At 71.6% G+C, this 12,730-nt stretch carries 10 protein-coding genes; 7 read left to right on the forward strand and 3 right to left on the reverse strand.

Annotation, left to right across the window (positions count from 1 at the left end; translation table 11 throughout):
* The first annotated feature begins 389 nt into the window (after window positions 1-389).
* The 6 genes from ABZU32_RS27570 (at window position 390) to ABZU32_RS27595 (ending at window position 9,878) form a co-directional block, all read left to right on the forward strand.
* Window positions 390-1,814, forward strand: coding sequence for an FAD-dependent monooxygenase (locus tag ABZU32_RS27570; protein ID WP_354926465.1), 1,425 nt, complete (start codon window positions 390-392; stop codon window positions 1,812-1,814).
* 87 nt (window positions 1,815-1,901) lie between these two features.
* Window positions 1,902-5,360 carry an AMP-binding protein gene (locus tag ABZU32_RS27575; RefSeq protein WP_354926467.1) on the forward strand — a complete coding sequence of 1,153 codons (3,459 nt, stop codon included), beginning with the start codon at window positions 1,902-1,904 and terminating at the stop codon, window positions 5,358-5,360.
* Entirely contained in the window at window positions 5,357-6,973 is a 1,617-nt protein-coding gene (cmdF, locus tag ABZU32_RS27580; RefSeq protein WP_354926469.1) for a tyrosine 2,3-aminomutase, read from the forward strand. Before ABZU32_RS27575 ends, cmdF begins: the two co-directional genes overlap by 4 nt.
* A gap of 195 nt (window positions 6,974-7,168) precedes the next feature.
* Entirely contained in the window at window positions 7,169-8,569 is a 1,401-nt protein-coding gene (locus tag ABZU32_RS27585) for a condensation domain-containing protein (RefSeq protein ID WP_354926471.1), read from the forward strand.
* Between the two features lie 75 nt (window positions 8,570-8,644).
* Window positions 8,645-8,920 carry a phosphopantetheine-binding protein gene (locus ABZU32_RS27590; RefSeq protein WP_354926473.1) on the forward strand — a complete coding sequence of 92 codons (276 nt, stop codon included), beginning with the start codon at window positions 8,645-8,647 and terminating at the stop codon, window positions 8,918-8,920.
* Between the two features lie 85 nt (window positions 8,921-9,005).
* Complete coding sequence (locus ABZU32_RS27595) at window positions 9,006-9,878, forward strand: phytanoyl-CoA dioxygenase family protein (protein WP_354851151.1); 873 nt, start codon at window positions 9,006-9,008, stop codon at window positions 9,876-9,878.
* A 99-nt stretch (window positions 9,879-9,977) separates the two neighbouring features.
* Here ABZU32_RS27595 and ABZU32_RS27600 read toward each other — a convergent pair whose 3' ends face one another.
* Entirely contained in the window at window positions 9,978-10,574 is a 597-nt protein-coding gene (locus ABZU32_RS27600) for a dihydrofolate reductase family protein (protein ID WP_354926475.1), read from the reverse strand.
* Window positions 10,575-10,647: 73 nt separating this feature from the next.
* On the opposite strand from ABZU32_RS27600, the gene ABZU32_RS27605 reads away from it, so the two are divergent.
* Window positions 10,648-11,139 carry a helix-turn-helix domain-containing protein gene (locus tag ABZU32_RS27605; RefSeq protein WP_354851157.1) on the forward strand — a complete coding sequence of 164 codons (492 nt, stop codon included), beginning with the start codon at window positions 10,648-10,650 and terminating at the stop codon, window positions 11,137-11,139.
* A gap of 84 nt (window positions 11,140-11,223) precedes the next feature.
* Here ABZU32_RS27605 and ABZU32_RS27610 read toward each other — a convergent pair whose 3' ends face one another.
* Window positions 11,224-12,060 (reverse strand): ASCH domain-containing protein, encoded by an 837-nt coding sequence (locus tag ABZU32_RS27610; RefSeq protein ID WP_354926477.1) that lies wholly within the window; start codon window positions 12,058-12,060, stop codon window positions 11,224-11,226.
* Complete coding sequence (locus ABZU32_RS27615) at window positions 12,057-12,722, reverse strand: hypothetical protein (RefSeq protein ID WP_354926479.1); 666 nt, start codon at window positions 12,720-12,722, stop codon at window positions 12,057-12,059. Before ABZU32_RS27615 ends, ABZU32_RS27610 begins: the two co-directional genes overlap by 4 nt.
* Between the last annotated feature and the right edge of the window lie 8 nt (window positions 12,723-12,730).

The raw sequence follows: 12,730 nt of genomic DNA on the forward strand, positions 1-12,730 counted from the left end.
CGGGCGGATTCCCCTCCGTCACGGGCCGGGCGGAATCAGCGCCGGGCCGTACGCCCATTCCCGGCCTGCGGATCGGCCCCGGAATCCCGCGGCCTGGGCGACACCATAACGTTCTTCGACTCCCATCTCCGGCCGTCGCCGGCCCCATCACGCGCCGTAAAGGCGCGGTGGATTTCGTGGCGTGAATTCCACGGCCACGGCCGGCGGTTCGAGCGGCCGGAATGCCGGGACCTCGCGCCACCGGCAGCTCCCGCGGCCGCAGGCCGTGCGGGCGGCCGGCGCGGAACGCGGTCGGCGTGGGTGGTCACCAGGCAGAAAAGGGCCGGTACATCACCGGCCGGCCGACAGCCGTAACGACGATGCCGGATCAAATACGGAAATTCGAGGAGATGACCACGATGGGCAACGACGCCAATACCCGCGCGGTGGTGCTCGGCGGCAGCCTTGGGGGACTGTTCGCGGCACGAGTGCTCGCCGACGCCTACGACGAGGTCGTCGTAGTCGACCGCGACCTGCTGGTCGATGTGAAGGAGCCCCGGCGCGGGTGCCCGCAAGGACGCCACATCAGCGGCCTGCTGACCCGCGGCCAGCGCGCGATCGAGAGCATGTACCCGGGCATCACCGAGGAGCTGTTCGCCGACGGCGTGCCCAAGGGCGACCTGGCCGGCACCGTGCGCTGGTACGTCCGCGGCAAGCGGCTCAAGCAGCAGGCCGCCGACATGCTCTGCGTGGGCGCGAGCCGTCCGATGCTGGAGTTCCACGTCCGCCGGCGGACGCAGGCGCTGGGCAACGTCACGTTCCTCGAGCGGCACGACATCCTCGGCCTGGAGGCCACCCCCGACCGTCGCAAGATCGTCGGCGTGCGGGTGCAGAACCTCGACGGCGGCACGGGCGTCGAGGTCGTCGAGTCCGACCTGGTCGTCGACGCCAGCGGCCGCGGCTCCCGCACTCCGATCTGGCTGGAGGACCTCGGGTACCCCCGGGTCAAGGAGGACCGCAAGAAGATCGGCCTCGGCTACGTCACCCAGCACTACAAGCTGAACAACGACCCCTACAAGGGCGACCTGTCCATCAACGGCGTGGCCTACCCCGCCTCCCCCCGCGGCATCCTGTTCGCCAAGACCGACGGTGACCGGGCCGAGATGACCACCTACGGCATCCTCGGCGACCACCCGCCCACCGACCAGGAAGGGCTGTTCGAGTTCATCCGCTCGCTCGGCATCCCGGAGATCTACGACGCGATCGTCCAGGCGGAGCCGCTCGAGGAGCCCGTGCGGTTCGGCTTCCCGACGACCCTGCGCCGCCGCTACGAGGACATGGACCGCTTCCCCGACGGCCTGCTCGTCGTCGGCGACGCCGTCACCACCTTCAACCCGGTGTACGCGGGCGGGATGACCGTCGCCGCGCTGTCGGCGCTCACCATCCGCGAGCACCTGCACAGCGGCGCCACCCCGCAGCCGCTGGACTACTTCCGCGACCTCGCCCGCAACGTCATCGACCCACCGTGGCAGATGACCCACAACGTCGACCTCGGCTTCCCCGGCGTGGAGGGCGAGCGCCCGCTGAGCCTGAAGCTGGAGCAGGCGTTCATGGCGCTGGTGCAGACCGCCGCCTCCCGCGACAGCCGGGTCACCGCCGGGTACATGCGGGTCGCCGGCCAGGTGGAGCACCCCAAGACGCTCATGAAGCCGAAGTTCCTGCTCCGCGTGGTGCTGGCCGCGCTCGGCCTGTCGAAGACGCCCGGGCCGCTGGTCACCACCCGGGAGATCGCGAAGGTTCCGGGAGCCGGCAAGCGCAAGGTCACGACCTCCTGAAAGCACGGCGTCCCGCCCCCGGGACGACGCGATGGGACCGGCCGCCGGCGATCCGCGTACGGCGGCCGAACCTCGAAGGGAACACGAGTGACTGAGGCATCTCCCGCCCGCGGCCCGGGCGCCCGGCGGGCGGTGACGTCCCGGGCGCAGGACGGGGCGTGGTTCCTCGACCGGCTGGTCCCCGGCTCGCCCGCGCACCACGTGCACCGGGCCTACCGGGTGACCGGCGACCTCGACCTCGTGGCGCTGGAGGCGGCCTGGCGCGAGGTGGCGGCCCGGCACGACATCCTCAGGACGACCCTGGTGGACGAGGCCGGACGCCCCGCGCAGCACATCGCCGCCCGGCCCGCACCGGCCCTCACCCTCACCACCGTCGACCTGACCGCCTCCCTCCTCGGCTCGACCGGCTCCATCCCGGCTCCGCGAAGTGCCGTTTCCGTCCTTACGGGGGGCGCGGTCGCGACCGGGAGGAGCGCCGTGCTTCCGGTCGCCGCCGAGGCGGCGGCGCTGCGGTGGTGCGCCGGGCAGGTCGCCGCTCCGTTCGACCTCGCCGCCGGGCCCCTGGCCCGGCTCGCGGCCGCCCGGCTGGCGCCGGGAGAGTACGCCCTGGTCATGGTGCTGCACCGGGCGGTGGCCGACGACCGTTCCCTGACCCTGCTGGCCGAGGAGGTCTCGGCCTGCTACGCCGGCGCGGCGGCCGGCCGCCCGCCGGGTGCGGCGCTGCCCCCGCCCGGCCTCCAGTACGCCGACTTCGCCCGCAGGCAGCGCGAGCGCGAGTCCACCCCCGAGTTCGCCCGCCTGCGCGACGCCTGGATCTCCGCCCTCCGCGCCCCGGAGTCGCCTCTGGCGGGCCCGCCGCTGCCGGTGGACCGGCCGCGTCCCGCCGGGCCGTCCCCCGAGGGCGACTCCATCCGCTTCGACTGGGGCCCCGAGCTCGCCCGCGACCTGGCCGCGCTCGCCCGCGCCGAGGGGACGACGCCGTTCGCCGTGCTGCTCGCGGCGTCGCAGTGCCTGTTCGGCCGGTACGGGCGCGAGGACCGGCCCGTGCTCGCCGTCACGGCCGACGCGCGCCCGCCCGGCTACGAGCGGGTCGCCGGTCCCTGCACCGATCTCCTGGTGCTGCGCGGCGACCTGTCCGGAGCCCCGTCCTTCCGCGAGGTGCTCCGCAGGGCGGCGCGGCTGGCCCTGAAGGCGCACGAGCACCGTGAGGTGCCCTTCGACGAACTGGTCCGGGCGCTCAACCCGGAGCGGGACCCCTACCGCGTCCCTCTGACCGACGTCATGCTCGTCTGGCGCGAGCTGCCGGAGCCGGAGCTCGCGCTGGCCGGAGCGGCCGTCCGGTCCGTCGCGGTCGGCGGCGGCGCGGCCCGTGGCGACCTGGCCCTGGTCGTGGACCGCGCCTCGCCCTCGGTCCGCGGCTGCCTTGAGTACCGCGAGAGCCTGTTCGACCGGGCGTCCGCTCGCATGCTGCTCGGCCAGCTCCGCACGTTGCTGACCGCCGCGCTGCGCGAGCCGGACCTGCCGGCCGGCGCGCTGCCGCTGGAGGACCCCGCGCGGCTGGCCGCCGCGGTGCGCGACGCCGACCGCATCGCCGACGTGCAGCCCGCCCGCCCGGTCAACGACCTGTTCCACCGGCGGGCGCGGAGCCGGCCGGAGGCGGCGGCGGTGGCCTGGGACGGCGCCGAGGTCTCCTACCGGGAGATCGAGGAGCTGGCCGCGCCGCTCACCGCCGCGCTCCGGGCGGGCGGCGGTGTGGACGGGCTGCCGGTGGCGGTGCGGGTCCCGCAGGGCCCCCGCCAGGTGGCGGCGCTGCTCGGCGTGCTGGACGCGGGCGCGTACCTGGTGTGCCTGGGAACCGGCGACACCGGCGAACGCGGCAAGGCGGTCCTCGCCGACCTCGCCCCGGCCCGCCTGGTGCTGGACGGCGAGGCGGCCGACGGCGAACTGGCGGGCTGGTACCGGCGGGAGCTGGGCGGGCAGGTCGTCGACCTGGCCGCCCTGCCGGCGACGGCCGCTCCTTCCACCGCCCACGAGACTTCGACCGCCCACGAGACTTCCACCGCCACTTCCACGGCCTACGAGGCTTCCACCGCCACTTCCACGGCCCACGAGCGGCGGGCCTACGTCGCCTACACCTCGGGCTCGACCGGCAGGCCGAAGGGCATCCCGCAGTCGCACGCGGCGCTGGCGCGGTTCGTCACCTGGTTCGCGGCGGAGTTCCGCATCGGCCCCGGCGCGCGCGTCGCGCAGTGGGCCGCGCCCGGGTACGACGCGAGCCTGGTCGAGATCTTCGCGACGCTCGCGGCCGGCGCGACGCTGTGCCCCGTCCCCGACCGCACCCGGGCCAATCCCGACCGGATGGCCGGCTGGCTCGCCGCCGAACGCCTCACCCACTTCCAGACCGTCCCGAGCTTCGCCCGCCAGCTCCTCACCGCGGTCGCCGACCAGGGCGTGCAGGGGCTCCTCGGCGGGCTCGGTCACCTGCTGCTGGCGGGAGAGCCGCTGGCGGGAGAGGTGGTCGACCAGGTGCGCGCCACGCTGCCGTGGGTGCGGACGGTCAACCTGTACGGTCCGACCGAGACGATCCTGGCGACCTGGCACGAGGTCACCGGCCCGGTGCGCGGCGTCGCGCCGATCGGCCGGTCGATCCCCGGACGGCAGGTCCTGGTGCTGGACGACCAGGACCGGCCGTGCCCCGCGGGCGTCACCGGCCAGATCGTGATCCGCGGCCCGCACATCACCCCGGGGTACGTCGGCGCCGCGGCCGGTGAGCGGGCGCCGTTCCGGCCGCTCACCGGCTTCGACCCGGCCTGCCGCGGCTACCGGACCGGCGACCTCGGCCGCCGCCGGTGGGACGGGTCCCTGGAGTTCGGCGGGCGCGGCGACTTCCAGGTGAAGTTCAACGGCGTCCGCATGGAGCTGACCGACATCGAGGCCGCGCTGGCCGCGCATCCGTCGGTCGCGGAGTGCGCGGTCGTCGCGGTCGCCGACCGCACCGGCCTGGTGACCCGCCTGATCGGCTACGTCGTCCCCCGCCCGCCCCCGCCGGACCTCGGCGGGCCCGCTTCGGAGCGGCGGGAGGCGCCGGACGCCGGCGGCCCCCCGCCGCAAGGGCGGTCCGGGCCGGAGGTCTGGCGGGCGGCGCTGCGGCTCCGGTTCGGCAAGGCGATGCCGCCGGTGTCGTTCAAGACCCTCGACGCGCTGCCGCGCAACGTCGGCGGCAAGGTGGACCGGAACGCGCTGCCGCGCCCGGCCCCCTCCGCCGCCCGCCCCGGCGGGCCGCCACGCGGCCCCGTCGAGGCCGAGGTGGCCGCCGTCTGGTCGGAGTTGCTCGGCGGCCGGCGCGTCGAGGCGGACACGACCTTCTTCGCGGCAGGCGGGCATTCCCTGCTGATCCCGCGGCTGCTCGATCGGATTCGCGGGCGTTTCGGAACGGCGATCTCGGTCGCGCGATTCCTCGCCGATCCGACACCTGCCGGTCTGGCCGCCCTCGTCGAGGCGCGAGCCGTACCGAAAGAAGCTGTTATCCAAACCATGATGGGGTGAGCAACGTGACTCTGGTGGAAACCGAAGTGTCCGTCGACTTCGACGGCGAGAGCCTGGAAATCGCCGACGTCCGCCGGGTGGCCGAGGACTGGGCGTCCGTCACCATCGCCCCCGCGGCGCTGGCCAGGGCCGCGACCAGCCGCCGGATGTTCGAGGACACCATCCGGCAGGGCATTCCGGTCTACGGCGTGACCACCGGTTACGGCGAGATGATCTACATGCTGGTCGACACCTCCAAGGAGGTGGAGCTGCAGACCAACCTGGTGCGCAGCCACAGCGCCGGCGTGGGGCCGCTGTTCGCCGAGGACGAGGCCAGGGCCATCCTGTCCGCCCGGCTGAACGCCCTGGCCCGCGGGTACTCGGCCGTGCGGCCGGAGCTGCTCGAGCGCCTGGCGCTGTACCTCAACCTCGGCATCACCCCGGCCATCCCGGAGATCGGCTCGCTCGGCGCGAGCGGCGACCTGGCGACCCTGGCGCACATCGCGACCACGCTGATCGGCGAGGGCTACGTGCTGCGCGAGGGCAAGCGGGTCGAGACCGGGACGGTGCTGCGCGAGCACGGCATCGAGCCGCTGCAGCTCCGCTTCAAAGAAGGCCTGTCGATGATCAACGGCACCTCCGGCATGACCGGGCTGGGGTCGCTGGTCGTCGGCCGCGCCATCGAGCAGGTGCGCCAGGCCGAGATCGTCACGGCGCTCGTGGTGGAGACGCTGCGCGGCTCGACCAGCCCCTTCCAGGCCGAGGGCCACGACCTCGCCCGTCCCCACCAGGGCCAGATGGACAACGCCGCCAACATGCGGGCGCTGATCAAGGGCAGCGGCCTCACCCTGGAGCACGCCGAGCTGCGCCGTCAGGCCCAGGAGCAGCGCGCGGGCAAGGGCGTGGACCGCACCGAGGTCTACATCCAGAAGGCGTACACGCTCCGGGCGATCCCGCAGGTCGTCGGCGCGGTCCGCGACAGCCTGTACTACGCCGCCGAGAAGCTGCGCATCGAGCTGAACTCCTCCAACGACAACCCCCTGTTCTTCGAGGGCGTGGAGGAGATCTTCCACGGCGCCAACTTCCACGGCCAGCCGATCGCGTTCGCGATGGACTACGTCACCATCGCGCTCACCCAGCTCGGCGTGTTCTCCGAGCGGCGCACCAACCGGATGCTGAACCGGTACCTCAGCGACGGCCTGCCGGAGTTCCTGGTCAAGGGCGACCCGGGACTGAACAGCGGCTTCGCCGGAGCGCAGTACCCGGCGACGGCGCTGGTGGCCGAGAACAGGACCATCGGCCCGGCCAGCACCCAGAGCGTCCCGTCCAACGGCGACAACCAGGACGTCGTCAGCATGGGCCTCATCGCGGCGCGCAACGCCCGCAGGGTGCTGTCCAACAACAACCGCATCCTGGCCGTGGAGTTCCTCGCCGCGGCGCAGGCCGTGGACGTGTCGGGCAGGTTCGAGCAGCTCAGCCCGGCGGGCAAGGCCACCTACGGGCTGGTGCGCTCGCTGGTGCCGACCCTGGACGCCGACCGGTTCATGTCCGACGACATCGAACTGATCGCCGCCGCGATCTCCCGCGGGGAGTTCCTGGCGGCCGCCTCCAGCGCCAACGTCGAACTGCGCTGAGCCGCGAGGAACACAGCAATACAGAAGAACAGTGACAGGGCCCGGGGTGGATAGAGTTCATGGATATGGCCGTGCGACCATTCTCCTCCCCGGGCCGGACCGCCCGATGAATTCCTCTGCGCATTTCCGGAATTCCACGCGGGCTCCCGGCGCCGGCGTCGGCCCGCGCAGACCCGAAGGAGGACCTGGAGCATCATGACGATTTCTGCGCCACCGCAGGCGCCGGCCGGCACGGCGGAACGAATTCCGCTCTCCTTCAACCAGGAATTCCTCTGCAATTTCGACGTGGGCGACGAGGAGGGGCCGTTCGGTCCCAAGTACAACATCGTCTGCGGCTGGCGCCTCACCGGCGCCGTCGACGTCGAGACGCTGCAGGACGCCCTGGACGACGTGGTGACGCGCCACGAGTCGCTGCGCACGATCATCGTCCGGTCGGCCGAGACCCGCTACCAGGAGGTCCTGCCGCCGACCCCGGCCGCGCTGCTGGTGCGCGACTTCACCGGCGTCGCCCCCGGCGACCGCGAGCTGCGCGCCGAACAGCTGCTCATCGAGCTGGAGGCGGGCGCGTACGGCATCGGCGAGCTGCCTCTGCTGCGCGCCGTCATCGGCCGGTTCGCCGACGACGACGCGGTGCTCGTGCTGATCGCCCACCACACCGCCGCCGACGAGTGGTCCATGCGCCTGATCATGCGCGACCTCGTCGGCTGCTACGCCTCGCGCTCCGGTTACCAGGTCGAGCTGCCCGAGGTGTGCCAGTACGGGGAGTACGCGCGCTGGGAGCAGGAGAGCGCCGCCGGGGCCGCGTCCGCGGACAAGCGCGCGTTCTGGCGCGAGCGGCTGCGCGGCGCCCGCATCCTGGCCACGCCCACCGACCACCCGCGCTCGGCCGGGCTGCCCAAGGCCACCGCCTGGCACCGCTTCTGGATCCCCGCCGAGCTGACCTCCGGGGTGTTCGAGATTGGCCGCGGCATGCGCAGCTCGCCGTTCATGGTCCTGCTCGCCGCCTACGCCACGCTGCTGCGCAAGGAGACGGGCGTCACCGACATCGTCGTGCCGACCTTCACCTCCGGCCGCGCCCAGCCGCGCTTCATGGACACCGTCGGGTCCTTCTTCAACTTCGTCCCGCTCCGAATCGATCTGGACGGGTGTGACACCTTCCGCCAGGTCGTCGAGCGCACCCGGGCCACCTGCATCTCCGCCTACACCCACGACATCCCGTTCGCGCAGGTGCTGGAGGAGGCGCCGGAGCTGATGCTCCCCTCGATCGCCGACGACCGCGCCGTGTGCGCCTTCCAGGTCTTCCGGTCGCCGCTGGCCGGCCAGGAGGAGTCGGCCGGAGGTCTCGCCTACTCCGAGATCCGCCGGCGGCTGCTGTCCCAGCCCGTGGGCGGGGACATCCCCGACGGCGCGATGTGGCACCTGGAGATCGACTCCACGGGCGACATCGTCGGAACCCTCGGGTTCAACAGCAACCTGTTCGACAAGAGCACCATCACGCGCATGGCGTCGGAGTTCCACCAGGTGGTCGCGGACGCGGTCACCGCCCCCGACGCCCCGCTGCGGTGGGGCCCGCCACCGGGGGCCGTGACCGCCTGAGATCCGACCAACCAGCAAGCAGAGCCCGTCGAGCGATCGAGAAGCCTTGCCAGGCAAGCAGCGAGAGGACATCCAATGAGCACTGAGGGCACGGGGAAGTACACCGTCGAGGAGATCGAGAAGAAGGTCGAGGACATCTGGAGGTCGGTTCTCCAGGTGCCCGAGGGCCACGAGCGGGAGACCTTCTTCGAGCTGAACGGCGAGTCCATGGCCGCCAACCGGCTCGTGTCGCGCGTCGAGGGGGAGCTCGGCATCTTCATCGAGGTCGGCGACATCTTCGAGGAGGACCCCGACCTGGCCGGTTTCGTCCGCAGCGTCGTCGCGAAGGCCGGCGACCCCTCGCGGGTGTGACGTCAGTGGGCCGGTCATCGGCGGCGCCCGCGCGCGACCCGCGCGCGGGCGCGAGGACAACTCTCATCATGAAAGGTGGTCTGCGATGGCGGGCCTGACCCGGGTGCGACCCGACGCCGACCTCGGTGAGGTCGTCGAGATCCTGGAGCGCGACGGCGCGGTCATCGTCGAGGACTTCGTCGACGACGGCACGCTCGCCGCGCTGTGGGACGATTTCGGACCGGCCCTCGACGCGTGCGAGTACAGCCAGGACTGGTACAACGGCAAGCGGACCCGCCGCGTGTCGTCGTTGTTCGCGCGCACCGCGCACCTCACCCCCGTGGTGACCCAGCCCCTGTACCTCGGGGCCGCGCGGGCGATCATGCAGAAGCCGGTGCCGATGTGGGTCGGCAAGTCGCGGGTCGAGATGACCCCGACGATCCAGATCAGCGGCACCCAGCTCATCCAGCTGCACGCCGGGCAGGGCAAGCAGCCCCTGCACCGGGACGACGCGCTGCACCTGCGCCGCCACCCCGGGCCGACCAGCCGGGTGCAGCTCATGCTGGCCATGAGCGAGTTCACCGCGGCCAACGGCGGCACCATGGTGATCCCCGGCAGCCACCACTGGGACGACGAGCGCGCCCCCGAGGCCTCCGAGGCGCTCCCCACCGAGATGCCGGCCGGCTCGGGCCTGATCTGGCTGGGCGGCGTCTACCACGGCGGCGGCCGCAACGACACCGAGACCCCGCGCACCGGCATGACGATCGCGCTGGACCTGGGCAACCTGCGCCAGGAGGAGAACCAGTACCTCGCCGTGCCCAAGGAGTCCGTGCTGGCCTACCCGGAGGAGGTCCGGCGCCTGCTCGGCTACGACCGCTGCCCGCCCGGCCTCGGCTGGTACGAGATGGATGACCCCTATCTCGCCTTGGAGAGCGACGCCCGCCCCGGCGTCCCCCTCACCCCCGGCGTCCGCGTCTGACCGCCCCCGGCGTCCAGCACCCCCGAGACCGGCGAAGGCCCCGCCTCCGCCGGTCTTCCCATGCCCACCGGCCCGCGCGTGCTCCTGAGGTGCCCTCCCTCAACGTGGGCCGGCCGCGAGCGTGTCGCGAATCGCGTAGCGGTGCATCGTGACGCCCCGCTCGAACGAGCGCTGCTCGAGCAGGTCGAGCTCGACCGGCACGTCGTACTCGTCGAACAGCGGCCTGCCGAAGCCGAGGATCGCGGGATGGGTGAACAGCAGCAGCTCGTCGAGCAGCCTGGCGCGGAGCAGCTGTGTGGCGAGCGTCGCGCCACCCACACCGATGGTGCCGTCGGTCTCGGCACGCAGGGCGGCGAGCTGCTCGATCGCGTCGTCTCCACCGAAGACCCGGGTGTTGTGGTCGGCGCCGCGTCGGGTGCGCGAGACGAGCACCTTGGGCATGTCCGTCCAGATCTCGCCGTACTCACGCATGTAGTCCGGCAGCGACGCGTCATGACGCGCCTGCGGCCATGATTGCTCCATCGTCTCGTAGATGACCCGGCCCTGCACCATCGACGCGAGCCCCCGCGCCCGCGCGTTGAACTCCCGGTGCAGCTCCTCGCCGATGTGCAGCCACTCGCCCGCGCCGTCGTCCCCCGGAACCTGCTCGATCCGCAGGTCGAGGGACACGTTCATCCAGTATGTGAAGCGACCCATCGTCTCCCCTTCCGTATAGTGGTTGCAATCTGCAACTACTATAGGGGGGCAAACCACCTGTCAAGGAGGAGTCGTGGAACCACGGTCCGAGTGCCCGATCAACGCCGCCGTCGAGGTGCTCGGAGATCGCTGGTCGTTGATCGTTCTGCGCGACGTCATCTTCGGCGACCGCCGGTACTTCCGCGCGCTGCTCACCGGGTCGATCGAGGGCATCGCCTCCAACATCCTCGCCGACCGCCTCAAGCGGCTCATCGACGCGGGGATCCTCACCCGCGGCACCGCGGTCCGCGGACAGCGCGCGCGCTTCAGCCTCACCGAGGCCGGCATCCAGACGCTGCCGATCATCTACGCCCTCGGCAACTGGGGCCTCGACTGGACCAGCGGCGGCGCCGAGCTCCGAAGCCGGCAGCAGCTCATGCGGGACGGAGGCCCGGCGTTCGTCGAGGAGCTCATGGACGAGCTCCGCGTCCGCCACCTCGGCGCCCCGCCGAAGCCGCACGACGGCCCGGGCGCGTTCGAACGACTCGGCGCCGCCCACGCCGCCGAGCAGCAACAAGCCGATTGAACAGCCGGCGACTTCGCTGCTTCCGGCCGTATCGATCAAGATGAACCACGCGGCGCCGACCGGTGGTTTCGTCGTGTCGTCCGCTCACCCGTCGCAGGGCTTGGCAGCCGAGGCGGAGTCTCCCGTCGGCCGGGAGGCGGGAGCGTCGACCAGTTCCATCTCGATCGCAAGCACGCCGAGAGCTTCCTTCTCCGGACCATAGATGCGGCGGATGTTGGCGAGCTGTTGTTCCCGGGGACTGGTGGGATTGACCTTCTCGGGACCTTCGGCATCCAGCATCTCCTCGAAGGAAATGTAGCGGGCGACGCGTCGCACTTTGGTGAGGACGTCATCGCGGCCGCACACGAACCGGATGTAGTCGCCGGTGGTCAGGGTACGCAGGCTGGGGTACTGGACGCGGACTTCTATCGTCTTGCGGCCATCGGCGACAAGGTCGAAGTACCGGCGGTAGAGGTTCATCTCCCGGGCACGCATGCCCGTCTTCGTGCGCGGGCGTGCGGTCATGATCCTGTCTACTTCAGCGGTCGTGTAGGAACGGTAGAAATGCTTGGGGTCGGCGAGCATCTTGCCGACCAGCCAGACCATGGCGTCGACATAGGAGTCGAGATCGCCGGGCCATTCGGTGGCGTCCAGCATCCATGGATGGGTGCCCGGTGGCGGCGCCACCTTGCCCTCACGGATGAGGGACTTGGAGAGTTTGGCGCCGGTGTCGGTGAGAATCATCGGCGTGAACACGCGCGGCGGCGGAGGTGGCCCTGGTAGCTGGGCGAAGGCCTCGTCCACCAGTTGGCAGCCGTAGGCCCAGTCGCCGCCCTTGACCATGACCGACAAGGTGACGTGGTCGCGGGCGGCCAAGCGCTCCTTCACCAGGTTGCGGTAGAGAGTGGCCAGATCGAGGTAAGCGCTGGTGTCGGCGGTCATCGAGATCTCGTAGTCGCCGTGGTCGGTGCACACTGCGGCGAAGTCCGCCCTCCTGAGCCGGTTCGCAGCAGTCGGGTGCGTTCGGCTCGCTTTTCTGCCCAGCCGCAGGCCGGGCAGGGCAGCCGGATGTGAACCTGGCCATGGGAGGGCGCCAGAGGCCAGCGGATTTGGTCCAGCCTCCCGAGGGTGGCGAGGAACTCATGCCGGAAAGCGGGGCCGCCCTGCTGAGCAGAGTAGGTCTCGATCTCGTAGTCAACGCCGGTGGCGTCGGCGAGCGAGTCGAACATCGCCCGGTAGTACTTGCCGATCAGGTCGCCGACCCCGTCCGGGCCGAGGGCATGGAAGTAGGTTTGCTGGTAGGCGTGGTGTGTCTCTGGATCGAGCCGGACGTCGTACGGTGCGTTGTCCAACGCTCCGAACCGGACTACGGCGTCGACGTTGAAGGTGCGCTTGGTGGCTTTGGCCAGCAGGAACGCCGCGGTCTGGACCAGAGAGGTGCCCAGGTGCGGGGCGCCGTTGATCTGGGTGCCGACGTAGAAGGCGACGCGGTCGGGGTTGGCGGCCTGGAGCCGGGGCCGGACCATATCGACGCTGCGCAGCATCGCGTTGGCCAGCACGTTGTTCGGGCTGATGATCTCCACACTGTCGGCACGGCTGTTCATCGTGGTAC

It is taken from the genome of Sphaerisporangium sp. NPDC005288 (assembly GCF_040607475.1).
Classification (GTDB): Bacteria; Actinomycetota; Actinomycetes; order Streptosporangiales; family Streptosporangiaceae; genus Sphaerisporangium; species Sphaerisporangium rhizosphaerae.

Coding starts and splice junctions, on each gene's coding strand:
- ABZU32_RS27615 (WP_354926479.1), bottom strand. CDS start 12,722: ATGAACAGCCGTGCCGACAGTGTGGAGATCATCAGCCCGAACAACGTG.
- ABZU32_RS27590 (WP_354926473.1), top strand. CDS start 8,645: ATGAGCACTGAGGGCACGGGGAAGTACACCGTCGAGGAGATCGAGAAG.
- ABZU32_RS27570 (WP_354926465.1), top strand. CDS start 390: ATGACCACGATGGGCAACGACGCCAATACCCGCGCGGTGGTGCTCGGC.
- ABZU32_RS27585 (WP_354926471.1), top strand. CDS start 7,169: ATGACGATTTCTGCGCCACCGCAGGCGCCGGCCGGCACGGCGGAACGA.
- ABZU32_RS27610 (WP_354926477.1), bottom strand. CDS start 12,060: ATGACCGCCGACACCAGCGCTTACCTCGATCTGGCCACTCTCTACCGC.
- ABZU32_RS27600 (WP_354926475.1), bottom strand. CDS start 10,574: ATGGGTCGCTTCACATACTGGATGAACGTGTCCCTCGACCTGCGGATC.
- ABZU32_RS27595 (WP_354851151.1), top strand. CDS start 9,006: ATGGCGGGCCTGACCCGGGTGCGACCCGACGCCGACCTCGGTGAGGTC.